This is a genomic window from Porcincola sp. LCP21S3_C12 (genome assembly GCF_052118625.1).
In the GTDB taxonomy this organism is placed as follows: domain Bacteria; phylum Bacillota; class Clostridia; order Lachnospirales; family Lachnospiraceae; genus Porcincola.
Genome location: NZ_JBQKGW010000011.1, coordinates 16,463 through 41,644, shown reverse-complemented (window position 1 = coordinate 41,644; position 25,182 = coordinate 16,463). Strand labels below are relative to the sequence as shown.

Sequence of the window (25,182 nt, the reverse complement as noted above, 5' to 3'; positions counted from 1 at the left end):
CCGGGAAAAAGCAGCCCTCGGGGCGTCCGCCGGTAAAGCCCGGCACCTTCAGACGGATGATGAAATATATGTTTCATTTTTACAAATGGCGCCTTGTCATCGTCCTGATCTGCCTCGCCGTCTCCGGGCTTTCAGGCGTCATCGCGTCGGTCTTCCTGCAGACCCTCGTCGACACCGCCATCACGCCCGGCTTGACCAAGGGCCTGCAGGCAGTCTATCCGCAGCTGCTCTCCATCATCGGAACCATGATCGCCGTGTACGCGGCAGGCGTCATTGCCTCCAACATCTATACCCAGATCATGGCGACGGTAACGCAGGGCACGCTGAAGCACATGCGGGATGACATGTTCGACCGCATGGAGACGCTTCCGATCCGCTATTTCGACCAGCACCTGACCGGCGACATCATGTCCACCTACACCAACGACACGGATGCGATCCGGCAGATGATCGGTCAGTCGCTCCCGATGATCTATCAGACCGGCCTTTCCGTCATCGCGATCGTCATCTCCATGCTGAAGTTCTCTGTCTGGATGACCATCGGCGTCGCGTTCTTCATGTACGTCATGAGCCGGATCTCGAAAACCTTCGCGGGACGCTCCGCAAGCGGTATGGTCGACCAGCAGAAATCACTGGCTGCCGAGGAGGGCTTCGTCCAGGAGATCATGAACGGTCAGAAGGTCGTCCAGGTCTTCAACCACGAGGAGGCCGCAAAGGCTGACTTCCGCACCTTCAACCAGAAGCTCTTTGAGGACAGCGACCGTGCGAACCGCGCCGGCTTCATGCTGATGCCGATTCTCGGAAATGTCGGAAACATTATGTACATCGCTCTGGCAATCCTGGGCGGCTTCCTCGTGACGCTCAAGGCGCCGAACCTGACACTGACCGGGATCGACACCGTCACAATCGGCGTGATTGTATCATTTCTGGCCATGACCAGGCAGCTGGCGCAGTCCATCGGCCAGGCATCCATGCAGGTCTCTATGATTGCACTCGGCCTTGCAGGTGTCTCGCGTGTCTTTGAGCTGATGGACCAAAAGCCCGAGGAAGACGACGGCTATGTGGAGCTGGTCAATGCAGGGTATGACAAGGACGGAACCATCCATGAGACGGACCATCTGACCGGAAAGTGGGCGTGGAAGCACCCGCATCATGACGGGACGCTTACCTACACGCCGCAGCAGGGTGATGTCCGGATGTTCAACGTCGACTTCGGCTACGTCCCGAACAAGCTGGTGCTTCACGACATCACGCTCTATGCAAAGCCGGGCCAGAAGATTGCCTTTGTCGGCGCCACCGGCGCCGGAAAGACGACGATCACGAATCTGATCAACAGGTTCTACGACATCCCGGACGGAAAGATCCGCTACGACGGCATCAACATCCGCAAGATCAAGAAGCCCGACTTGAGGCGGTCACTGGGCGTCGTGCTTCAGGATGTCAATCTCTTCACCGGTACCGTGATGGACAACATCCGCTACGGCCGCCTGAATGCGACCGACGAGGAATGCATCGCCGCCGCAAAGCTTGCAAACGCCGATGACTTCATCACCCGTCTTCCGGACGGCTATGACACCTTCCTGACCGGGAACGGCGCCCAGCTCTCCCAGGGACAGCGCCAGCTGATCTCCATCGCCCGCGCGGCGGTCGCCGACCCGCCGGTCATGATCCTCGACGAGGCCACCAGCTCCATCGATACCAGAACCGAGGCCCTTGTCCAGAAGGGCATGGACAACCTGATGAAGGGGCGCACCGTCTTCGTCATCGCGCACAGACTCTCCACCGTCCGCAACGCAGACGCCATCATGGTGCTCGACCACGGACGGATCATCGAGCGCGGCTCACACGACGAGCTGATCGCACAGAAGGGCGTCTACTACCAGCTCTATACAGGTGCATTCGAGCTGGAGTAAAATCCCTTGCTGATTTCTGTCAGCCGCATATTTATACAAAGCCAGCCGGAGCAGTACTGCTCCGGCTGGCTTTTTTTCAGAATTCCGCAGTTTCGTCGTCCTGTTATCGGTTTTCGTCTGCTGCGTGTACATGCAGAAGCTCGTGGGACTTATCCTTCAGCATCCCCTTGTACAGGTTCTGCACCAGCGGATTCTCATCACACTTACGGACAGATTCATTATTATCGATCCGATAAAGTCCTGCCGTGCGGGCTTCCCTCGGTGTGCGGCCGAGAATGACCGGCTGACCGCCGCCCATGACACAGCCGCCCCTGCAGGCCATGACCTCAATCAGATCATACTGCACCTCCCCGGCCTTCAGCCTGTCGAGTACCATCCTGGCATTCCCAAGTCCGGACACGACACAGATCCTCAGGTCTCTGTCCTTGTAGCTGACTGTGAATTCCCGGATCCACTTCTTCTCCCGGACACCGCAGTCCGCAATGTTGTCCATCAGCTGCTTGCTGTGATTCGGCGCCAGCCTTCTGAGAACCGCCTCCGTCACGCCGCCGCTGGTCCCGAAGATCACACCGCCGCCCGACCCCAGGCCAAACGGCATGTCACAGGCCTCCGGATCGAGGTCTCCGAGCTCCAGCCCGAAGTCGCGGATCATATTGATCAGCTCCGTCGAGGTGATCGCGATATCCGTATCCTGCTGTCCTCTCGTGTAATTCCGCTTCCAGCGGATCTCCATCTTCTTCGCGGTGCACGGCATCACCGAAACGACAACCGTCCTTTTGCCCTGCGAATTCTCCGGATCCCTGTAATATTCCTTCAGGACCGCGCTCATCATGCCCTGCGGACTTCTGCAGGTTGAGACATTCTGCTCAAACTCCGGATACTGATCGTGGCAGAACTTCACCCACGCTGGACAGCAGGATGTCATCAGCGGCAGATTCCGGTTCTCCGACAGCCGCTCCAGAAACTCCTGCGCCTCCTCCATGATGGTCAGATCCGCCGACAATGTTACATCGTAGACCTCGTCAAACCCCATCCGATGCATCGCGTTCACGATCATGCCCATCACGCCGGCGCCGTCCTTCATACCGAATGCATCTCCCACCGCGACCCGGACAGCCGGTGCGATCTCCGCGACAACCCGGACAGTCGGGTCGCCGATCGCTTCCCAGACCTCATCCACGTTGGAGTGGATCGTGATCGCTCCGGTCGGACAGTAGACACGGCACTGGCCGCAGTTTACACAGCTGGTCTGGGCAATCGGACGGTCGAACGCTGTCGAGACCAGGGCGTCCGCCCCTCTCCTGGTGAACTCCAGGACACCGAGCCCCTGCAGCTCCGAGCAGGCCCTCACGCAGTCGCCGCAAAGGATACACTTGTTCATGTTCCTGACAATCGACGGCGAACTTATGTCAATCGGATGCACATCCCGCGTGTCGTGGTAAGGCACGGAGGTGATGTTCATCTTGTGCGCCAGATCCTGCAGCCGGCAGTCCCCGCTCTGTGCACAGGTTGTGCAGTCCCGGTCATGCGAGCCCAGAAGCAGCTGAATGATCATCTTCCGGTACTTCTGAAGACGGACTGTGTTTGTATAAATGGTCATCCCGTCCCTCGGAACCTCCGAGCAGGATGCAAACATCTTCCCCCGCTCGTCCTCCACCATGCAGAGCCTGCAGGCTCCGAAGGTCGACATCTCCGACAGATAGCACAGAGTCGGGATGTTGATACCCGCTTTGCGGATGACGGACAGCACATTCTTCTCATCTGTGAAGGCAACACGCCTTCCATTGATTGTCATGACCCCCATCTCTCACCCCTCCTCAGTACTCGATATAGATCGCGTCAAATGCACAGTTCTCCTGACAGCTTCCGCAGCGGATGCAGGCATCCGTGACAATCTTGTGCGGCATCTTCTTGGCACCGATGATCGCGCCTGCCGGACAGTTGCGCGCGCACTTTCCGCAGCCGACGCACTTGTCCGGATCGATGATGAAGCGGCGCAGCTTCGCGCAGACATGCGCGCGGCATCTCTTGTCCACGATGTGCTCCACATACTCATCCCGAAACTGATGGAGCGTGCTGATGACAGGAAGCGGCGCACTCTTACCCAGGCCGCAGAGCGACATGGAACGGACCATCTGCGCCAGATCCTCCAGCTCGTCCAGATCGCTCATCTCTCCTCTTCCGTCGACAATCTTCTGCAGGATCTCCAGCATCCGCTTGGTTCCCTCGCGGCAGGGCGTGCACTTTCCGCAGGATTCGCGCTGGGTAAAGCCCATGAAGAAACGGGCAACCTCGACCATGCAGGAATTCTGGTTCAGGACGACCATGCCGCCCGAGCCGATGATCGCGTCATACTTTTTAACCGACTCAAAGTCCAGTCCGACGTCCAGCTCCTTCTCCGTCAGGCACCCGCCGGACGGGCCGCCGATCTGGACCGCCTTGAAGGTTCCGCCGTCCTTGATGCCGCCCCCGATATCATAGATGATCTGCCGCATGGTCGTCCCCATCGGCACCTCAATCAGGCCGGTATTCTGGATCGCGCCTGTCAGAGAGAAGGTCTTCGTCCCCGGACTGTTCTCAGAACCGATGGAGCGGAACCACCCGGCCCCGTCCGTGATGATGCGCGGAACATTGGCGTAGGTCTCGACATTGTTCAGAACCGTCGGTTTCGCCCACAATCCATGCTCGACCGTCCGCGGCGGCTTGACGCGCGGCATCCCGCGCTTTCCTTCGATGGAAGCGGTCAGCGCTGACCCTTCTCCGCAGACGAAGGCACCTGCTCCGCGGTTAATATGCAGCCTGAAGGAATATGAACTTCCAAGGATGTTCGATCCCAGAAGCCCGGCCTCCTCCAGATTCCGGATCGCCTCCCGGAGCCGGGCAACCGACAGCGGATACTCCGCCCGGACATAGATATAACCCTCCTGCGCTCCGACCGCATAGGCGGCAATCATCATGCCCTCAATCATCTTGTACGGGTCGCCTTCCATGACAGATCCATCCATGAAGGCACCCGGATCTCCCTCATCGCCGTTGCAGACAACATAGCGGACGGGATCCTTCTGGCTGGCAACCTGCGACCACTTGCGTCCGGTCGGAAACCCTGCGCCGCCGCGGCCTCTGAGCCCCGATTTCGAGACCTCATCGATCACCTGCTGCGGTGTCATGTCAAAGAGCGCCTTCTCAAGTGCCGAAAATCCGCCCGAATAGATGTACTCTGACAGTGAATCCGGCTCATACTTCCCGCAGTTGGACAGAACGACCCGCGTCTGCTTCGCGATAAAAGGAATATCGTCCGGACTGACATACTGCGCCTGCTGGTGATAAAGCAGGTGGTCGATGACCTCGCCGTGCAGGATGGTCCTCATGATGATGGCACTGACATCTGACGGCTGCACCTTCACATACTGAATGACCTGATCCCCGCTCTGAATCCGGACAAGCGGGCCGATCTCACAGATGCCCTGACAGCCTGTATGGCAGACCGCCGCCACTTTCGTATGCTCGTGAGGCGCAAAGGAGAGGGAGATCCCTTCCCTTCCTTCCAGCTGATTCCTGAACTCCTCAAAGACAGCCTCTGCCCCCGAGGCTACGCAGCCTGTTCCCGCGCATACCAGCACGCGGACATCCTGTTTCTTCATCTCCCGGTCAGCGTCAAGACGCGCACGCTGAAGATCCTCTCTCGATGCGATCGTCATGATTCCTCACCTCTCAATTCTCTGACCAGCGCGACAGCAGAGTCAGGTGTCATGTGCGGGTGAACTTTCCCGTTGACCATCATGGTCGGCGCCAGTCCGCACGCGCCCAGGCAGGAAACCGTCTCAAGCGTAAACAGCATGTCGTCCGTCGTATGCTTGTCCTTGCCAAGCCCCAGTTCCTTCTGGAGCGCTTCAATCACGGCGATTCCCTTCTTTACATGGCAGGCCGTCCCGTCGCAGCACTTGATCTCGAACTTCCCCTTCGGCTCAAAAGAGAAATTCTCGTAGAACGTCGCGACACCGTAGGCCTCTGCCTCGCTGACGCCGATCTTTTCCGCCACATAGGACAACAGCTCCCCCGGGAGATAGCGCAGCTCATCCTGGATGTCCTCCATCACAGGGATAAGCGAGGATGGCTTTGCTCCATGTTTTGCTATGCACCTGTCCGCCAGGTCATAACAGGACTGCTCCAGCATATCCGTCTCCTCCTTTTCGTCAGATTTCCGGCTCAGGCAGCCGGAAAGCGATCCGCTCTTGTTTAAACACTTGAGGAGATTATAACATTATTATCATTATCTTCGCAATTATTTGGAGAATATACCTTACAAAAAATGAGATATGACACGATATTGGAATGATTTGTTCAGATATCCCAGATTTAAATCATCAATTTATTGCAGAATGACGAATCTGCATGCAATGCCGTCTGTCCGCTGTTTCTGACCCCTTCAAAAAGAATCGGGTAAGAAAGCCCGAAAGTCGATCGTGGACTGCATCCCGTAGGTTTTCCACCTGTCCTGAGGCGCAGGCCATGCTGATTTTCGCGGAAATCCACAGCGCGTACTGTGCATCCTTCCGGCATCCGTGAAACAGTATAGCCTGCGCCTGTAAAATTGGTGTCAGGATTCCATGATATGTTTCTTAAATTTCTGTGATCATTTCTGTAATGTCCGTCCTGTGAAAAACGGCTCAGTCTCCCGCCCTGAGCTGTGGATAGAGCTCGTCGAACACGGCATTCAGAATGTTCCGCTCGGTGCGGCTCTCCGACATGATCGTAACCACGGCGTCCACATCCTTCATGACAATCACAAACTGGCCATACTTGCCGTCTGCGCGGAAGCTGCCATGAGGCCCCATCCAGAACAGGTAGCCGTAGCCCTCCTCGCCGTTGCCCACCTGCTTTCTTCCTGCCTCATGAACCCAGTTCGCCGGAATCAGCTGTTTCCCGTTCCAGCTCCCATCCTGAAGCAGCAGCTGCCCGAACTTTGCCAGCTCGTCGATGTTCAGGAACAGTCCGCCCGCCCCATAACTGTTGCCGAGCGGATCCATTTCCCAGGTTGGAAGATGAATGCCGAGCGGTACGAACAGACGCGGCATCAGATAGTGGATGAGGTCGCAGCCGGACCGCCGCTGCACAAGCATGCCGGCCAGATACGGGCCGGCGTTATTATACAAAAATGTCGTATCCGGATCGCAGACCCAGGGCTGGGCAAGCGCCAGCTTTACCCAGTCGGTCTCGGGATAAAATGGCCGGTCAGCGCCCATCAGGAAGGGTTTTTCCTGGCCGAGACACATCGTCAGAAGGTCCCGGACAGTAGCCTTCTCCAGATGCGGGCTGACAAAGTCCGGAAGATCTTCCTTAAAGGCATCCGTCAGCTTCTCATTCAGCGACAGAAGCCCCTCCCGCTGCGCAATCCCAACCGCTGCGGATGTAAAGCTCTTGGTGACCGAGTAGACATCCCGGCGCCTTTCGTCATCCCACAGCTGTCTTGCGATCTCTTTCCCATGCTGCTGAACCACAACACCCAGCACGTGATTCTCTTCTGCCTTCCGGCAAAAACCACTCATATCGATGATGCTCATATTCATTCTCCTTCTGCGATCAGGCAGACGCCCGCTGCCGATTTTATGTCAGAAACAGTATACGCGATATCCGGACGGAGTGACAGACGCTCATCCGGCTATTCTGCCGGCTCTGGCTTTCCCGATCTTTCGAAGAATCAGGGTTGTGACGACGACGCCTGCTGACATGCAGGCTGCAAATGCAAGTGTATAAACCGCCAGGCGTCTGCCTTCCCCGCTGTGCCCGTTCATCAGTGCATCGGCAGCCCGGTACAGGGACGCTCCGGGAATCAGCGGAACGAAGGCGATCACCGTAAAGACTGTCGCAGGAGCATGAACCTTCCGGGCGATCATTTCCCCATAGAAGGCAGAAGCGGCTGACCCGACAAAAGCCGCTGCATAGTCGTTCCCGGATACAGAAAGCATCAAAAGATAGGCTGCCCAGGATACCGCCCCGCCCAAAGATGCGACCAGCCATTCATTGCGCCCGACATGAAACACGATCGCAAATCCAAAACAGCCTGCCACTGCCGTGGCAAACTGCAGCACAATCTTCCAGACTTCCATACAGTAATCTCACTCTCCTCCTGCGCTTTCCCTGTCATGCACTTTCCAACAGACCACACCCTGCACTTTCCCTGTCATGTGCTATCCAACGGCGGAACCGGCCTGAAGCAACCGATCGGACTTGATCTGCACTTTCCCTGTCATGCGCTATCCAACGGACTGACTCTGCGCATCCCGGAAGCATTATCCTGCCGCACACTTATTACAGCAGCCCGGTCAGGATGCGCCCCGCCAGCGTGAACCCGACCGCGATGATGCCCGCCAGGAGAATCGACTCCATAAACCGGATCAGGCCGGTGATGGTATCGCCGACAAACATGTCCCGGATCGAGTTTGTGAAGGCGATTCCGGGGATGAACAGCATGATATTGCCGATGCTGATGAGGTCTGCGTGATGTCCCAGCCCTGAAAGGACTGTCAGCTGTGCCAGAAAGCCGCCGGCCGTTGACCAGATCAGTGCTGTCATCAGGATATTGTCCGTGAACCTTGAAATCAGTCGCTCGATGTAACAGAGAAGAAATCCGATCAGCACGGAAGCCGCAAAATCGTTCAGGTCGCCGCCGAAGAACAGGGCAAATGCACCTGATACGATGGCATACCCGACCGGAAGCAGGCGGCTGTTTGCCGGTTTCTCCTCCTGAATGTGCTCGATCCTGCCCCGGATTTCCTCCGGCTTCAGCTTCTTTGCGCAGATATCCCTCGAAAGCTGGTTGAGCTCCTCGATCCGCCGCATGTTGGTGTGGATCGCGTACACCCTCCGCATCTGGGTCAGTGTCTGGAAGCCATCCAGGTGCGCAGTCACCGTGATATTCGACGTGATCGAGAACACCTCGACCTTCGGAACACCGGCCGCCGCCATCACCCGGCTGATTGTATCCTCGACCCGGTTCACCTCCGCGCCGCTGGTAAGAAGCAGCTGACCAATATCCAGCGCACAATACAGGTATTCTTCCGCTTCGTCCCGGTTCATTTTCCATCCCTTTGTGTTTTCTGCCATCATCGTTTCGAGCACAACTATACTCCATCTGGCAGAATAATATTTGCGGAAATTGCTGAAATACTTTCATAATTCCGAAATATTTGCAAATACCGTTCCGGCTGATATTCCGGGCTGCCTCCGAAGCCTTTCCGAATCCCGGAGGTGGTCCAGTCCGATCTTCGGGCACAGCTTTCGCTGTGTAAATGCAGCGCATTCCAGATGAATCCCGGGCAGCCGGCAGCGGGCAGGCGTGCGGGACGGCTTTCCCAATGCAGGCGCACTGAATTCAATGTCCTCCCGCACAAAAGTGTATGACTCCATGATATAGTGGAGTGAAGACAAAACAGAATCAGAGAGGCCGGGTGGATATCGTGGCGTATATCGAATTTGATCATGTATCGAAGCTGTACGGAACGAGTGAAGTTCCTGTCAGGGCGCTGAATGACGTCTCGTTCAGCGTAGAGAAGGGAGAATTCTGCGTGCTGCTGGGCTCCTCAGGTGCCGGAAAAACGACGCTGCTCAACCTGCTTGGCGGGATGGACGCCGTCACATCCGGCAGCATCCTTGTGGACGGTGCGGAAGTCTCGGCGTTCAGTGACCGCAGACTGGTCGACTACCGCCGGCATGACGTCGGATTTGTCTTCCAGTTCTACAACCTGATTCCGAACCTCACAGCGCTCGAAAACATCGAAATTGCCGCGCAGCTCTGCAAGGACCCGATCGACGCGCCGACGGCGCTCTCCCTCGTCGGCCTGAAGGACCGGGGCGGACATTTTCCGGCCCAGCTTTCCGGCGGCGAGCAGCAGCGCGTCGCCATTGCGCGCGCCCTGGCAAAGAATCCGAAGCTCCTGCTCTGCGACGAGCCGACCGGCGCCCTCGACTACGAAACAGGCACAGGAATTCTGAAGCTGCTCCACCGGCTGAGCCGTGAACACCATACGACCGTCATGATCATCACGCACAATCAGGCAATCGCACCGATGGCAGACCGGATCATCAGGATCCGCAGCGGCCGCATTCAGTCGAATAAAAGAAATGAAGCTGTCATCCCGGCAGATCAGATAGAGTGGTGAGGTGCCGCTATGAAAACCCATCGTGCCATCTTCAAACTGACAAAGCGCAGCATCCGTACATTTTCCGGACGGTATCTTGCGCTTTTTCTGATTCTTTTTCTGAGCACAGGCTTCTTCGCCGGCCTCAAAATCACCAAGCCGGCGATGCAGCGGACCTGCGACGACTATCTCAGCCGTCAGAAGCTTTACGATATCCGGATTCTCAGCAGCAATTTTCTTCTGTCCTCCGACGTCAGAGCCTTCTCAGACATCGAAGGGGTTACCACTGCTGAGGGCGGTACCGGCACAGACGCCATGGTAGAGGCTGCCTCAACGCAGGGCGCAGGATCTGAAGCAGATCCGGAAAGCAGAACCTCTTCCGGCACGGCGCAGCGCTATGCGCTCCGTATCCAGTCGCTCCAGGATACGGTCAATCTTCCATCTCTGACGGCCGGCCGCATGCCAGCGGCTGCATCCGAATGTCTGGCTGACAGGCGGCTCTTTTCCTCCTCTGACATTGGAAAAAAGCTGACGGTCGACACCGCAAAATCCGATCAGGCCGCCGGTTTTCTGGACACAAAGACATTCACCATCGTCGGCCTGTGTGATTCTCCGCTCTGGCTGGGCACAAGCCGCGGGAGCACCACCATCGGCACAGGTCAGCTTGACGCCTTTCTGTTTGTGCCGAAGCGTGCATTTCTGAGCATAGCGTTCACAGAGATCGATCTCACACTCGATTCTGAAACCCTGCACCGTGGCGAGGTGTATGAATCACTGGTGGAGACGGTCAAAGACCGCGTCACCAGCCTTGCAGAGAACAGATCGCTTCACACCTACGTTCTCACCCGGGAAGACCATTCCGGCCTTATCAGTTTCAACAATGACATCTCGATCGTCAGCGGCATCGCAGATTTGTTCCCGCTGTTCTTTGCCCTGATCGCCATGCTGGTCTGCGTCACAACCATGACGCGGATGGTCGAGGAGGAGCGCACGCAGATCGGGACGCTCAAAGCACTTGGCTTTTCAACTGCGGAGATCAGCGCTAAGTACCTTCTGTACGCCGGGAGTGCAGCGTTTCTGGGCTGGGCGGCCGGATATTTCGCCGGCACCCTTCTCATCCCGAAGGTCTTCTGGCTTGCCCTCAGCTCCGTCTATGGCTTTGCCAGAATCGAGTATATCTTCAACCTGCCGCTTGCAGGCTTGACGGGCGCTGTATCAATCACCGGCATCCTGCTCTGCACCTGGCTCTCTGTCCGCAGTGAACTGTCAATCCGGCCTGCAGAGCTCATCCGCCCAGGCGTCTCCAAAAGCGGAAAACGAATCTGGCTTGAACACATCACTCCATTGTGGAAACGACTCTCATTTCTCCACAAAATCATGCTCCGGAACATGCTCCGCTACAAGCAGCGCCTGTTCATGATGCTGATCGGCATCGGCTGCTGCGCAGCGCTGGTACTGACCGGGTTCGGTGTCAAGGATTCCCTGATCGGCATCACCGATCTCCAGTACAAGACGATCCAGCACTACCAGATCGAGGCAGGCGTCCAGCCCTCAAAAATCGAGGAGGTGACAGTCAGACTCTCCCGGATCGCCGCAGACTCTGCTGCCTGTCCCTGCAGCCTGTCCCGGGTCAGCATCAAGGCACATAAAAGTGCCATGACGAACGTCAGGCTTTACAGTACAGACCAGCCGGAATCCTTCATGTCATTCTGGACACTGAAAACAGAAGGCCAGGCCTGCCGTTTCCCACAGCCCGGAAAGATACTCATCTGCACAAGAATCGCACAGAAGCTGTCTCTCTCCATCGGCGACTCCCTGATCATAAAGGACGCGGCACGCCGTGATGTCACAGCCACCGTCAGCGGCATCTTTGACAACTATATCGGCAATGCCCTGATCCTGAATGCTGATACGTTGAAACAACAGGGTGGGGAATGGAAACCCGACACGCTGCTGATCCGGACGTCCGGTGCTCAGATGACTGCGAAAGATGCCTCTTCTGAAACGGCAGATGCTGCCCTCTCACAGCAGATTGCCGGGATTCCGGGGGTCCGGCAGATCAGCAGTCTGTCTCTTTTGAAGGAAACGGCAGACAAGGCCCTCTCCTGTGTCTACTACATCGTCCTTCTCCTGATCCTGTTTTCAGGGGTGCTGGAGCTGATCGTCATCTACAACCTGACTTCAATCAATCTGGCTGAGCGAAGCCGTGAAATTGCAACCGTCGAGGTCCTCGGTTTTTACCCGAAGGAAACCGACAGCTATGTTCTCCAGGAGAATCTGGTTCTCTCGCTCATTGCCAGCTTCATCGGTCTTCCGCTCGGTACGCTCTTCCACCGCGCCGTGATGAGCCGGATCCTCGTCGACAATATGGTCTTCCTGACACGAATCAGACCGGTCAGCTATGTCCTTGCCATCCTGATCACCAATCTGTTCGCATACATGGTCAATCTCCTCATGAGAAAGCGAATTCGCGCAATCCCGATGGCGGAATCTCTAAAAGCTGTGGAATAATTCCAAAAAAGCAGGGGACGCTTTCCGCGTCTCCCTGCTCTTCGGGTATTGCTTTTCCGCTTCAGATGCCGTCCGGCTGCATCATACAAATGTCTCTGATGTCCTGCTGCTCAGGCTGCCGCCCCGGTGGCCTGCTCTGTTTCTGTTCCGAGAAGCTCCTGCGGGACTCCTGCCGCCTGAAGCTTTTCAAGAAGGCCGGACGGGTCAGCGTCTGCGAGATACTTCTCCAGATCATCACTGCTCTTCAGCTCCACTGCTCCTGTCGTGTCAAGTTTCTGAACAGAAGACGGATCCGCTGTACGTATGCTGCCAGTCACCTTCACAAACATCTCTCCGTTCACGAGGAGGCTTACGCTCTGTCCCTCGGCATCAGACTGCGCAAAGTCAAGTCCGACAGATTCACCGCCAAGCTGCGCCATCACGCTGCCAGCAAATTTTCCGCTCTTCATGCCTTCGATGTCCCAGTCGCTGACCGTCACCGTCGCGTACGGTGTGCCGGCTGCCTGGATGGTAATTGTCTCATTCAGCTTTCCGCCGTCTGTCGTTCCTTCCATCAGAAGCCCGGTCTTCCCGGATGAAGCGGTATCCTGCGCATCTGCCTCTGTCTCTGCGTTGGATTGATCTTCACCTGAAGCGGCCCCCAGCAGAGAAGATGCGACCAGCTCGCCAAGATCCAGCTCCGTTGCATTCTTCGTTCCATCGGTGATCGTCGCAAATGTGAATACCGGTATCTCGACTCCGGAGTACAGGACTTTCAGATCCAGGCTCGTGAACTTCCCTTCCGCGTTGTTGCCGATACTGAGAGAAAAGCCCGGAAGGCCTGACAGGTTATCCTTCACCGAATCCAGTGCGCTCTGATACATCCCGACCAGCTGACTGCCGGTGACACTGCCCGTGCTGTCTGCGCCGGTGTCCAATGTCTTATCCGCTCCGGATTTTACAGCCATCGACACCAGATCCGCTGCGAAATCGCTTCCGAGGATCTTCAGAACAAGCGGATCCTCACGGAGTGTTCCGACACTGTCCCTGACAATCTTGTCCATCGCGTCCGGCTGAATGGAGACCGTCGTCCTGGTGACCGTATCACTCAGACTTCCCGCTGTCACCTGGCTCTCTCCCTCCTGCTCCGTCTTGATTCCTGTCATGACAGTTCCGGCATACCTGCCGACAAAATCTGACCATTCCTCTGAGCTGATCGAGCCGAACAGCTCTGCCGCTTCCTCCTGAAGCCGGGTCGCATCTTCTGAAGGGATTCCCGCTCCAATTTCGGAACCGACGCCAGCATGAAAATCTGATTTCATACTGGAGAAAATCTTGTTCAGATCCACGGAGGCCGGCGCCTTTTTCAGATCCGGAAAGCTGAAATACAGCCTGCCGCTCTTCGCATCGAATTTCGTCTGCACATCACACAGCGCTGTCCCATTCAGTGAAACCGTCTCATTCGCATCTGCGGTTCCATCCCCGCCGCCTGCAACGACACCATCCACGCCGGCCGATTTCAGCCAGCTGACGTCCGTTCCATCTGAAGACATCAGAGAGAGAAGACCGTCTCCAAACTCCATCGTCCCGGAAAACTTCCAGGCCTCATTCGCCGCATCCAATGCCTTGCCTGCCAGTTCCTGTCCCGCCAAAAGGGCGGACTCAGTCTCGGCTTCCGGAGCTGCCGCTTCTGAGGCAAATCCCGGAGCCGCTCCGGCGAATGCCAGATTCGCGCACAGCACTGCCGCTGTCAGCACTCTGATCTGTTTTCTCATGTTTCCTCCATTCCTGCAGTCATCTGCATCGTCTGACACGTCTTCTCCCGCCTCACCCCGCGTGTCCCTACCGGTGAAGCCCTTCCCTTCAATTGTCTATTCTTTCCATGCTGTCAGAACCATTATACACGATCTGTTCTCTGTTGTGTGATTCTCGTGATCACTTCCTTGTTTTTCTGTAAATAGTCCAAAAATTTACTGAAGATCCATCTTATTTCGGAGCACCCAGATGGTTCCGATCAGGAACAGGACGATATAGAGAATGTCCTGCCCTGCCGCAAATCCCATCTGCCTTGCGGTGAACAGTCCGGCATCCCCGCTGTTCATCCCAAAGACCATCGAGATTCCGTTGCCCATCAGGGAGTAGCTGATCGACGCATCCGGCACCAGGTGCGTCAGCCTGTTGCTGATCAGGGTCTGCAGAACCGTCAGCCCGACAAACATCAGAACCGCTCCAAGTCCCCGCTTTGAGCGCCAGAGGTTGCCGATACTGATGGAAACAAAGATCTTTGTGACAATCTGCAACGCTCCCAGCACAAACAGGATCACGAGTTGCAGAAGCATCACCCAGGGCGACATGCGGTCCCCGAACATCTCGTTGATCGTTTGGAAGAATTCTGCCCAATCCTGCCTCCGCATGACGAACAGAAGCGCGATGGTTCCGGATACAGCCGATGCGGCACCGCCCAGGGCAATCCAGATCAGACCGTTCAGCGACTTGCTGAGCACCTGTGACTGTGTGGTGACCGGCAGTGTATTCATCAGATAGCCGCGGCTCCCAAGCAGGTTATCCCTGAAGTTCCGGGTTGTCATGACCAGCGTCATGACCGCCATCCCCAGAATCAGGGCCCCGTAAACCAGCATCAGAATCAGTGTCACAACACCCGGCACCGTCGAGGCCACGAAATCCCGCGTCCCTTTCATAATTGAGAACCGCATGGACAGCCCCGCTGCAGCCGCCAGCACCAGCATCGCGGCGTACAGCGGCATCATCACCATCCCGACTTCCTTCATATCGTATTTCAACAGCTTCCTGAACATTCTTCTTCCCCTCCTCAGCAGGCAAACACTTCCCGGAATACATGGTCAATATCCTTGCCGTTCTCGGCAATCACCTCGTCGCTTTGCTTGTGCAGGACAATATGTCCTTTCTTCAGAAAAACCACCTCATCGAGCACCGTCTCAATGTCCGCAATCAGATGGGTGGATATGACGACCAGCGCGTCCTCTGCATAGTTGCCGATGATTGTCCGGATAATGAAGTCCCTCGCTGCCGGATCGACGCCGGCGATCGGCTCATCAAGCAGGTAGATCTTTGCCCGCCTCGACATCGTAAGCACCAGCTGGATCTTTTCCTTGGTTCCCTTTGACATCGCTTTCAGTTTCTGCTTCGGTTCAAACCCAAGGCTCTCAAGCAGCTTTTCCGCTCTCTCGCGGTCGAAGTCCGCAAAGAAGTCGCTGTAAAATTCCAGAAGCTGCGTCACATTCATGTAGGGCGGCAGAAAATCCCTGTCCGGCAGATAGGCGACAAGCGACTTTGACTTCGGCCCCGGCGCATTCCCCGCAATCAGGATCTCCCCGGAGGTCGGCTGAAGCAGACCGTTGGCCAGCTTGATCATCGTCGTCTTGCCGGAGCCATTCGGTCCCAGAAGCCCGACGATCCGCCCCGGCATCAAAGTCAGATCCACCGCATCGAGCGCCAGCGTCTTGCCATACCGCATCGTCAGCTTCCTGCACTCAAAGGCAGGCTGCTGTATCATGTCCATCTCTTTCTTCAACTCTTCCATGACTCCTCCTCGCGTCCTTCCGGACTTACTCGCTATCCTGTTCCCTGCAGAAACCACCTGCCTGCTGCAGCTTGTGACACGTGCCTCGATCGACACGTGCCTCGATCGGTTCTCTGGCACCGGCAGGTCAGGCTTCCCGGCTCCAGGCATCGACCGCCGCCGTGATTTCCTCCTTCGACATTCCAATCCCCTGCAGTTTCCCAAACATCCGTGCAATCTCATCTTCCGCAATCTGCTTCCGAAGAGACCGGATCTTCTCCGGGTCGGAAGCAACATGCCGCCCGGCCGTCCGGTTCGTGTAGAGAACCCCCTCCTGTTCCATCTGGGCAAGGGCCCGCTGCATGGTGTTCGGGTTGACGCCCGCGTCCATCGCCAGCTCCCGCACAGGTGGAAGCCGGTCATCCGGCTGATAGATGCCCGCCGCAATTTGCATCTTCAGCTCCGTGATAATCTGCTGATAGATCGGAATTCCATTCTCAAAGCTCCATGCCACATCGAAGCGCCCCCTCTCCCACATCCGTCGTCTCTGCCCTTCGTGTCCCGGCATCTCTCTCATGCTCCACATCAGGTGCATCCTAATGCATGTATTCCGGGTTGTCCCTGCATACCGAAGACCGGCGGACGTGTATTTGCGTTTTGTATTGTTGTATTGTTGTGTTGTTGTATTAACTGATTAGTACAATAGCATTCAAAAACATCCCTGTCAACACCTTTTTGTGCTTCCAGGGATGCGATCTGAATCTATTCATCTGTGTTCAGGATTTCTTCCGGTTTCTGGACTTTTTTCGAATCGCCCGGGCTTTTTCAAGCTGCTCCTCCCGCTCCGCTTCCTGCTGGTCGACAAAGGCATCAACTTCCTCGACCTCCATCGCCGTCAGCCGGTGGATCATCAGCTTGCCGGCAAGGCTGTTCTCATCACGTGTTTTAACATAGATATAGCCCAGTATACTGAAGACAACCGCTCCGACAAAGTTTACTAGCAGATCCTTCATCGTATCGATAATCCCGATATCGAGATATCCTCCGTTCACCACATAGCTCTTTCCGTCCGCCGTCTCAATCACCGTCCGGGCGATGTTCCGGATGACAAAGGGCTTCTGACTGTGCGTCGGATCAAGCGTCACCGAGCCGATCGTCTTCACAATGAAATCCTTCTGCATGTCCAGAAAGAAGAACTGGTCACAGAAAAACTCAAAGAATTCCCACAGAACACCGATCGTCATCGAGAAGCAGAAAGCGACAACCGCCAGATAGAGCGGGGAAAGATTCAGCCTGCTGCTGTGCCGGTTCAGTAAATCGACCATCGCAAATCCGATTGCTGCACACAGAAAGCCGTTCAGCGTGTGCAGGATCGTATCCCATCCCGGGATCAATGTGTAGAAATGGTTCACCTCTCCCAGGATTTCCGCCGCAAATATGAAGCAGTAGATGATTCCCTCAAACAGCGGCGGAATCTCGATCTTCAGCTGTTTTTCAAAGAAGGATGGCATCAGGAACAGGATCAGTGAAAGGATGCAAAGCGCAGCCGCCTCATAGTTTCTCTGGAGCACATTCAGCACCAGTGTCAGAATCACCAGCGTCCTGAGTACCATAAGCAGCTTGAACGTCTTTTTATTCAGTCTTACGCGATAGCGAAGCCTCCGGATATATCGCAGCACATCCTTTTCTTTCTGAAACATAGCCAGCTCCTCCCTTGAAAGTCTATGCTGACAACAGTATAGCACGACTTCAGAAAATCAGAATGAGTGATGACAAAACCAGAATGAATCGACAACAAATTGATGTTTTACATGTCCTTTTCCTTCCGGTTTCGTATATAATAATTGTGTATCAATCCCTGGTATGGAGGTTCGATATGAAAAAACATCTGGCAAATGAAGCCATTCGTCTGACTTCTGAATTCATGGAGGCATTCTACAGCGGGAACCCCGATCCGGTTTACGCAGCAGCTGCCCCGGACATTACCTGGATCGGGGCCCAGCGCGGACAGTTTGATATCGGCTTCAAGGAATTTCATGATGATATCGAGAAGGTACTTCGTGACCTGTCTCCATCTCGCCTGACCAATCAGCGATACCTGATCTCCCAGAATAACGGCTGCATCTGTACAATCATCGGGACATATCATGTTGTCAGTGTCGACCATACCGGGGCTGCATTTGACGGCGAGCAGCGCCTGGTAGCCGTCTGGCGTCTGGAGAAAGATGGCTTGAAGCTCGTGCACCTCTCCAATACCAGTCCGATCGGTGAATGGAAAGTGACGAAAGAGGAGCATTTTCCACTGAAGATGAGCTCCTTTGTTCGGGAATACATCAACCGGCAGATCAAAGAGAAGACGGATCCGGGCCTTCTGATCGTCACGGATACGGAAAAGTCCCGTCATTACTTAAGGGAGCCCGAGATTTTTTTGCTGGAATCCGAGAACAAGTATACAGCGATCTATCTGAAGGACTCGGTCATCCGGACAAAGGAACTTCTGAAGACATTTGAACCGAAGCTCAGCCCGGTCTTTCTTCGAATCAGCCGATTCAACATCATCAACATGAGCAAGATTGCCAGCTTCAAGGACCAGGAACTTATCCTGACGAACGGACAGCACATCCTGATTCCATCCAGAAAGATCCCTGATATTCACAAGGCCGTATACCGGTTCTTTGACAGTGAAAAGGTCTAGGCAGCCCACCACAAAAAGCTCCTGAAGCATTGTGTCTTCAGAAGCTTTTCTATTATTGTCCCTTGTAAACCCTCTGATTCTTCAAATCCCACACAGACTCCCGGTACACCGGCTCGCTCTCAAACAGATAATTGCCGTTAAAATCAGGCTTCCGGAACATTTCCATCAGGTTCTCGGCGACCTTCCTGCCGAGCATTTCCTTCGGGTGCGGAAAGGATGTCAGCTGTACCTTCCCCATCCCCGCCAGGTAGGAATCATCAATTCCGACAACGGACAGTTCCTGCGGCACATGCAGTCCGCGCTCCAATGCTAGATTGATCACCTGGTAGGCGACCTCGTCGTTGTAGCACATCACCGCCGAGCATCCTTCGATTCGTTGAAACAGGTAGTCCTCAAGCGCCCCAAGGTTCGTGGTCATCGGAGTATCCACCCAGACAACATGACGCTGGTGGACTTCCCCGCCTCCGCTCATCATGGCATCCAGGTACCCCGCATACCGGAACGCTCCCTGCCGGTCGTCCGACTTGAAGATTGCTCCAATCTTCCGGTGCCCCGCATCGAGCAGAAGCTGTGTCGCCCTTTGGGCAACCGCCTGATCGTCAATCCGCACACATGGAGCCTCAATCTTCGGATAACTGGCATTAAAAAAGATGACAGGGATACTCCGCTCCTGGATTTCCCTATATAAATCCATGTTCGGGTTTGGAAGCGCACTCTTGGCCGGTTCCACAATCAGGCCGTCAACATTCCCCTTTTCCAGAATCTGACGAAGCATCTCCCGTTCCCGCGTGACCCGGTTATCCGTGAATGAAACCTGCATCGAGAATCCATTCTTTGAAAGAACGCGCTCGATTCCCTTGAGAGTCGGCGGAAAGATGTAGCTCTCATAGAATGTGCTCAAAACAGCAACACTCATGTACCTCGGCTCATAGACCCGCTGGCGGACGCCGCCGATGTACGTCCCGCTTCCCTGCACCCTGGAGACAATATGCTGTGCTTCCAGCTCGCCGGTCGCATGCCGGACGGTCTGTCTGCTGAGGCCAAAGCGCTCGCTCAGCTCCTTCTCACTCGGAAGCTTATCCCCGCTTCTCAGTGACCCGTCCGCGATTTCCTGCCTGACCCAGTTGATGATTTTCTGATATTTCGCTTCCTGTCCGGCCATCTGCCTTACCCCGTCCTGTTGCTTTCCTCTGTCTGTACTGCCTGATTTCATGTTTCCCACACCTGCGCTTCGTTTTCTGCATGATCTTGCCCCGGGCTGCAGGGATGTTGACGCGTTGTTCAATATTTTACACACATGTATGACAACTGCACCATGTATGTAGATTGCAGGAATGCTGGCGTCTTGTTTCCTGTTTTACACAGCAAGCCGCGGCCAATGCCACGGCTTGCTGCTGCGCTGTTTACATCTTCGCCAGATCTGCCTCTGTCGTATCGTCGCCGATTGTCACAAGCTCCGTCCCGGTCAGCTTCGCGAACAGTGCGATGTCCTCCCGCTTCAGGGCTGTCGAGACCACGGAGTGGTGCGCACCGCCTGCGTAGCACCATGCCGCGGTTCCGATCTCGAAGTTCGGCTTGTGGCGGTACATGATCCGGGCCACCGGCAGCTTTGGCATCGGCTGCGGCTGTTTCACCAGCTCGATGTCCGCGCAGATGATCCGGAAATGATCACCCAGATCGATCAGTGTGCACTGGATGCCATCTCCCGTCACACCGTCGAAGACCAGGCGCGCCGGGTCGTCCTTGCCGCCGATGCCGAGCGGATGAACCTGAATCTCAGGCTTTGCCGCCGCAAAGGATGCAGGCACCTCCAGCATGTGGGAGGCAAGCTCCAGCTCGTGTCCCGGTGTCAGATCGTAAGTATAATCCTCGATGAAGCCGGTCGCTCCTTTTCTTCCTTCTGCCATCTTCATGAGAACGGAGGAGAAGGCACTGATCTTGTAGTCGCCCTCCGGTCCGAACCCGATGCCCTTCGCCATCAGATCCTGTGCCGCAAGCCCAGGCAGCTGGCTGAGGCCGTGCAGATCCTGGAAGTTGTCGGTGAAGGCCGTCACACCATTCGCGGCGATGAACTTCTCGAATGCGATCTGATAACGTGCCTGCGTACGGACTGCCTCTACGTTATCTGTCGCCATCGTGTAGCGGCTCTCATAGTCCGCCATCTTCGCGTCGATCTCGTCATCTGTCACCTGTCCGGCCAGATCTGCGATCTCGCCGATGCCCCAGTACTTGACCTCCCAGCCGTACTTGATCTCGCATTCGAGACGGTTGCCATCTGTGACCGCGACATCGCGCATGTTGTTGCCAAATGTCGCCACGCGCGTCCTGCGGGAGAGACCGATTGCCTTCGCGACCTGTGCGAAACGGCGGATCTTTTCAATGACCGCCTCATGCTGATAGAAGCCCGCAACCACCTCGTGGCGGATGCCAAGCTTTGCAAGAATAAAGCCGTACTCGCGGTCACCGTGTGCCGCCTGATTCAGGTTCATGAAGTCCATATCAATGGAATCATACGGCAGCTTCTCATTGGCCTGCGTGTGAAGATGCAGGAGCGGCTTTTGAAGAAGCTGAAGCCCCTTGATCCACATTTTCGCCGGGGAAAATGTATGCATCCAGGTGATGACGCCGACGCAGTCATCGTCGACCATGACCTTCTTCATATCCTCGACGCAAATCTCGGACGTCTCAACAGTCGGAAGCAGCTCGATCCGGATCACATCACCCAGCTTCTCATTCAGGAAATCTGTCATCTTCTGACAGTCCTCCCTGACGGACTGAAGACACTCTCTGCCATAAAGATCCTGGCTTCCCGGGATAAAATATAACTTTTCCATGTAAAATCTCCTCGTATACGATTTACTTGATGACCTGCAGCGACTGTCTGTCCGCGAAGACGGTGACAAAGATCAGGAACACAACACCCTGAACCAGCTGCATTGCCTGCGTGGTCAGTCCCATCATGTTCAGACCGGAAATCAATACCGTGTAGAGCAGCGATCCGATGATGACATTCAGGAAGCTGGACTTTGCGCCGCCGGAGATCGGCATCCCGCCGAGAACCAGCGCAATCAGGATCTGGGTCTCGAGCTGGTTGCCGCCGGAAGCGGTGACCGAACCGACCTTGATTGCATTGATGAACGCCGCAAATCCTGTGATGGCGCCTGCCAGCACATAGACCAGGAACTTCATCCGGTCTGTCCGGATGCCTGCGTACTTCGCTGCCTTCTCACCGGCTCCGATCGCTTTGAGATGGATACCGAATTTCGTGAAGCGAAAGGCCAGAAGGCCGAGCACGATGACAACCAGCGTGCAGACCATTTTCAGAGTTTCGTTCATGCCGAGCATCGTCAGCTTGATGTCCCCCATGACCGGAGAATTCGACGTCATGTACTTGATGATACCGCGGAAGAGGAACATCGTGCAAATTGTGACGATAAAGGACTTGATCTTCCGATTGACATAGAAGAATCCGTTCATCGCCCCGATCGCCGCGCCGGTCCCGATCCCCGCAAGGATCGACAGCGGAATGCTGACCTTCGACACCATGCAGACCACAATGGACGCCATACCCAGGATCGAGCCCTGGGAGAAGTCCAGCCCGCCCATCGTCATGATGAAGAAGACGCCGGTGGAGGCAATCATGGTCACATAAACCTGGGACATGACCAGGCTGAACTTGGAGACCATCCTGCCCTTCGTCAGGATATTGAAGACGATGAAGACCACGACAAGCCCCACAGCCGGGAGCAGCTGGCGCATCAGCATCGCTCTGGATACCTTTTTCAGCTCCTCCTCACGGGAAGCTGTTTTTGCTATGCTTTTTTCAGCCATGACTCTCCTCCTTACACCATCTTCTCAATCAGTCTGTTCTCATCGAGGTCCCGATTGCGCTCCAGTTCTCCGCTGATCTTCCCGTCCTTCATAATCAGGATCCGGTCACACATGCCGATCAGCTCCATCAGCTCCTCGGAGATCATGATGATCGACTTGCCTTCCTTTCTCATCTGATCCATCAGCTGGTAGATATCCTGCTTGACCTTGATGTCGATGCCTCTCGTCGGGCTGTCGAGCACCAGGATATCCGAATTCTTTCCGATCCACCTGGCCAGGACTACCTTCTGCTTATTCCCGCCCGACAGGTCCGAGACAAACTGGTCTGTGTTGACCATCTTGACGGACATCTCCTTCGCGTACTTGTTCGCGAAGTTCTTCATCTTTCTGCCGCTCAGGAAACATCCCACCGATCTGAGCTGATCCAGGGACGGCAGACAGATGTTGTCGCCGATGCTCTGGTTCATGACCACCGACTCGTTGTCGCGGTCCTTCGAGGTATAGGCGATGCTGTGGGAAATTGCTGTCGGAATACTGTTGACCGGTGTTCCGTCTGCCAGCGTCACAGAGCCTGTCCTGTCAAATGAGGCTCCGAAGCATGCCTTCCCGACTTCGTGCATACCCGACTCTGACAGTCCGCCAAAGCCGAGGATCTCTCCCTTGTGCAGGTCGAACGAGACATGTTCGATCTGCCCCGGGACGGTCACATCCTTGACGGAAAGCACGACCTCCTTGCTGACCGGCTCGCCATAATCCGCGCGGTAGTAGTTTCCGGTCACCTCACGGCCGACCATCAGGCGCTTAAGATCCTCCTCTGAAACCTGGCTTGCGCTCACCGTATCGATGTACACACCGTCGCGCAGAATCGTGATGGTATCTGAGAGCCTGAGCACCTCCTCCAGGTCATGGGAGATGAAGATGATTGTCCCGCCCTCGCCGCGGATGCGCTTCATCACCTTGTACAGCTCCTCACGGCCTTCCTGGGACAGCGCTGTCGTCGTCTCGTCGACAACCACGATCTTCGGCTTGAAGTATGTTGCCTTGACGATCTCAACCAGCTTGCGGTCCTCAAAGTTGTAGTCATCCACCATATCGCCGGCCTTGATGCGCCCGAACCCGTAATCATCCAGCAGCTTCTGCGCCTCCCGGTTCATCGCATTCGTGTTCTTGATTCCCATGTGCACGAACCGGTCCTCATGTCCGAGAAAGATGTTCTCGGCGACCGTCAGGCCGGAAAGCGTTCCGAGCTCCTGCACGATGATCGAGACACCCTCGTCGTTGGCCGCGACCTGATTCTTCGGGTGGATCTCCTTCCCGTCCAGGATGAAATGCCCGCTGTCGATGGAATAAATACCCGTCAGCATGTTGGTCAGAGTCGACTTGCCGGATCCATTTTCACCGATCAGCGCGTGAATCTCACCCTTGTTGATTGTAAATGAAACATCCTGCACCGCTTTCGTGATTCCGAAGGTCTTCGAAAGATGCTGGATCTGTAATCTGACTTCACTCATGTCCTTCTCCTCCTCCGATCACTTGACAATCTCGCCCTTGCCGACCTTTGTTGTCAGCGTGACGATAATCAGCAGCGCCAGGCCTGAGATGACATCGTTCACGGCCGTCGGCGCGCCGAGCGCCACAAAACCGTAATAGATGATCTGCAGGAAGAACTCACCGATGATGATCGCCGGGATCGGGATTCCGTATTTCTTCAGCGCAAGGCCGAGGAAGCAGCCCATCGTCGGATAGAAGTTGCGGCTCATGGACGCCATGCCCGTCTCCGCGACCATCGAGGAGCCATAGCTGATTGTCAGGATCGCCTCGATTCCGAAAAACGCCCCGGATATCACAAACGCGATGACCTTGTAGAGATTGACATTGATGCCCATGTTCTTCGCGACAAACTCATTGGACCCGATGGCGTACGTATAGGTTCCGATCTTCGTATAATTCAGAAGAAGGTAAGCCACCAGGAATGCGATGACAGCCAGTATCAGGTCGCCCGGCATCGCCCCGAGCTTCCGGAGGTTGGACGGAAGCGTCGCTGACTGACCCCCCGCGATGTAGCTTGCAATGGACTCGTAGATCAGTGCAAGCCCGGTCGTGACGATCATCGACGGGATGTGAAGCTTCACATAGAAAAATCCGTTCAAAAGCCCGACAATCGCCCCTGTCAGGATGCAGCCGGCGATCAGCCCGAAGTATCCCATGTTGAAACGGGATGCCAGTGTCGTTCCCACGATGGCGGACAACATGATGTTGGCGCCGATGGAGAAGTCGAACATCCCCATGACCATGACAAAATAGAAACCGGCAGCCCCAGCTGAAATCATCAGAGACGATTCAAAGTAGCTGAGCAGATTTTTCGGCGAACCGAAGTTGCCGGGCGTGATGGCCTTGAAAACCGCCCAGGAGGCGACGACCAGAAGGAGCAGGATGAGAAATCCCATCGTCCTGCCCGAGAGCTTCCCGCCTTTCTTAACACGTTCAGTTGAACCCATACCAATACCTCATTTTCCGACAAGTTGTACTTGACAAGTCATCCTGAAAGAGAGGCCGGTATCACCGAATGATACC

The 25,182-nt window shown here is 55.5% G+C and carries 20 protein-coding genes; 4 read left to right on the top strand and 16 right to left on the bottom strand.

The genetic code is table 11. The features are described 5' to 3' along the window. Positions 1-56 precede the first annotated feature (56 nt). Entirely contained in the window at positions 57-1,913 is a 1,857-nt protein-coding gene (locus ACTQ1N_RS07320; RefSeq protein WP_277066948.1) for an ABC transporter ATP-binding protein, read from the top strand. Between the two features lie 103 nt (positions 1,914-2,016). On the opposite strand, the gene ACTQ1N_RS07315 is transcribed toward ACTQ1N_RS07320, so the two are convergent. The 6 genes from ACTQ1N_RS07315 to ACTQ1N_RS07290 all read right to left on the bottom strand — a co-directional run bounded on the left by ACTQ1N_RS07315 (position 2,017) and on the right by ACTQ1N_RS07290 (position 9,032). After that, positions 2,017-3,717, bottom strand: a complete 1,701-nt coding sequence (locus ACTQ1N_RS07315; RefSeq protein ID WP_441956066.1) for a [FeFe] hydrogenase, group A — start codon at positions 3,715-3,717, stop codon at positions 2,017-2,019. Positions 3,718-3,730: 13 nt separating this feature from the next. Then, positions 3,731-5,611, bottom strand: coding sequence for an NADH-ubiquinone oxidoreductase-F iron-sulfur binding region domain-containing protein (locus tag ACTQ1N_RS07310; RefSeq protein ID WP_441956064.1), 1,881 nt, complete (start codon positions 5,609-5,611; stop codon positions 3,731-3,733). Beyond that, positions 5,608-6,087: an NADH-quinone oxidoreductase subunit NuoE family protein gene (locus ACTQ1N_RS07305; RefSeq protein WP_154523145.1), complete on the bottom strand. Its 480-nt coding sequence runs from the start codon at positions 6,085-6,087 to the stop codon at positions 5,608-5,610. Before ACTQ1N_RS07305 ends, ACTQ1N_RS07310 begins: the two co-directional genes overlap by 4 nt. Positions 6,088-6,580: 493 nt before the next feature. Further along, on the bottom strand, positions 6,581-7,474 hold the full coding sequence (locus tag ACTQ1N_RS07300) for a serine hydrolase domain-containing protein (protein WP_441956062.1): 894 nt from the start codon (positions 7,472-7,474) through the stop codon (positions 6,581-6,583). Between the two features lie 90 nt (positions 7,475-7,564). Next, positions 7,565-8,020, bottom strand: a complete 456-nt coding sequence (locus tag ACTQ1N_RS07295) for a threonine/serine exporter family protein (protein ID WP_441956060.1) — start codon at positions 8,018-8,020, stop codon at positions 7,565-7,567. Positions 8,021-8,222: 202 nt separating this feature from the next. After that, positions 8,223-9,032, bottom strand: a complete 810-nt coding sequence (locus tag ACTQ1N_RS07290; protein WP_441956058.1) for a threonine/serine exporter family protein — start codon at positions 9,030-9,032, stop codon at positions 8,223-8,225. A gap of 335 nt (positions 9,033-9,367) precedes the next feature. Between ACTQ1N_RS07290 and ACTQ1N_RS07285 the strand changes: the two genes are divergently transcribed. Together ACTQ1N_RS07285 and ACTQ1N_RS07280 are read left to right on the top strand one after the other, a co-directional pair. After that, the gene (locus ACTQ1N_RS07285) at positions 9,368-10,072 is read left to right on the top strand and encodes an ABC transporter ATP-binding protein (RefSeq protein WP_441956155.1); all 705 of its coding nucleotides are present in this window, start codon (positions 9,368-9,370) and stop codon (positions 10,070-10,072) included. Positions 10,073-10,081: 9 nt separating this feature from the next. Next, entirely contained in the window at positions 10,082-12,562 is a 2,481-nt protein-coding gene (locus ACTQ1N_RS07280; protein WP_441956056.1) for an ABC transporter permease, read from the top strand. A 110-nt stretch (positions 12,563-12,672) separates the two neighbouring features. On the opposite strand, the gene ACTQ1N_RS07275 is transcribed toward ACTQ1N_RS07280, so the two are convergent. From ACTQ1N_RS07275 to ACTQ1N_RS07255, 5 genes are all read right to left on the bottom strand, one after another. Beyond that, complete coding sequence (locus tag ACTQ1N_RS07275) at positions 12,673-14,316, bottom strand: hypothetical protein (RefSeq protein WP_441956054.1); 1,644 nt, start codon at positions 14,314-14,316, stop codon at positions 12,673-12,675. Positions 14,317-14,511: 195 nt separating this feature from the next. Next, positions 14,512-15,357: a hypothetical protein gene (locus tag ACTQ1N_RS07270; RefSeq protein WP_441956052.1), complete on the bottom strand. Its 846-nt coding sequence runs from the start codon at positions 15,355-15,357 to the stop codon at positions 14,512-14,514. A 14-nt stretch (positions 15,358-15,371) separates the two neighbouring features. Then, positions 15,372-16,103 carry an ABC transporter ATP-binding protein gene (locus ACTQ1N_RS07265; RefSeq protein WP_331681151.1) on the bottom strand — a complete coding sequence of 244 codons (732 nt, stop codon included), beginning with the start codon at positions 16,101-16,103 and terminating at the stop codon, positions 15,372-15,374. A gap of 127 nt (positions 16,104-16,230) precedes the next feature. Further along, a complete protein-coding gene (locus tag ACTQ1N_RS07260) occupies positions 16,231-16,668 on the bottom strand; it encodes a GntR family transcriptional regulator (RefSeq protein WP_441956049.1) in 438 nt (145 codons plus the stop codon). 190 nt (positions 16,669-16,858) lie between these two features. Further along, positions 16,859-17,782, bottom strand: coding sequence for a hypothetical protein (locus tag ACTQ1N_RS07255; RefSeq protein WP_441956047.1), 924 nt, complete (start codon positions 17,780-17,782; stop codon positions 16,859-16,861). Between the two features lie 176 nt (positions 17,783-17,958). Here ACTQ1N_RS07255 and ACTQ1N_RS07250 point away from each other — a divergent pair, with 176 nt between their 5' ends. Further along, the gene (locus ACTQ1N_RS07250) at positions 17,959-18,777 is read left to right on the top strand and encodes a LytTR family transcriptional regulator DNA-binding domain-containing protein (protein WP_441956045.1); all 819 of its coding nucleotides are present in this window, start codon (positions 17,959-17,961) and stop codon (positions 18,775-18,777) included. A gap of 52 nt (positions 18,778-18,829) precedes the next feature. On the opposite strand, the gene ACTQ1N_RS07245 is transcribed toward ACTQ1N_RS07250, so the two are convergent. The 5 genes from ACTQ1N_RS07245 to ACTQ1N_RS07225 all read right to left on the bottom strand — a co-directional run bounded on the left by ACTQ1N_RS07245 (position 18,830) and on the right by ACTQ1N_RS07225 (position 25,106). Then, positions 18,830-19,990 carry a GntR family transcriptional regulator gene (locus ACTQ1N_RS07245; protein WP_441956043.1) on the bottom strand — a complete coding sequence of 387 codons (1,161 nt, stop codon included), beginning with the start codon at positions 19,988-19,990 and terminating at the stop codon, positions 18,830-18,832. Positions 19,991-20,180: 190 nt separating this feature from the next. Next, positions 20,181-21,611, bottom strand: coding sequence for an L-arabinose isomerase (araA, locus tag ACTQ1N_RS07240; RefSeq protein ID WP_441956041.1), 1,431 nt, complete (start codon positions 21,609-21,611; stop codon positions 20,181-20,183). Between the two features lie 22 nt (positions 21,612-21,633). Beyond that, on the bottom strand, positions 21,634-22,608 hold the full coding sequence (locus ACTQ1N_RS07235; RefSeq protein WP_441956039.1) for an ABC transporter permease: 975 nt from the start codon (positions 22,606-22,608) through the stop codon (positions 21,634-21,636). A gap of 11 nt (positions 22,609-22,619) precedes the next feature. Then, complete coding sequence (locus tag ACTQ1N_RS07230; protein ID WP_441956037.1) at positions 22,620-24,119, bottom strand: sugar ABC transporter ATP-binding protein; 1,500 nt, start codon at positions 24,117-24,119, stop codon at positions 22,620-22,622. An 18-nt stretch (positions 24,120-24,137) separates the two neighbouring features. After that, entirely contained in the window at positions 24,138-25,106 is a 969-nt protein-coding gene (locus tag ACTQ1N_RS07225; protein WP_441956035.1) for an ABC transporter permease, read from the bottom strand. Between the last annotated feature and the right edge of the window lie 76 nt (positions 25,107-25,182).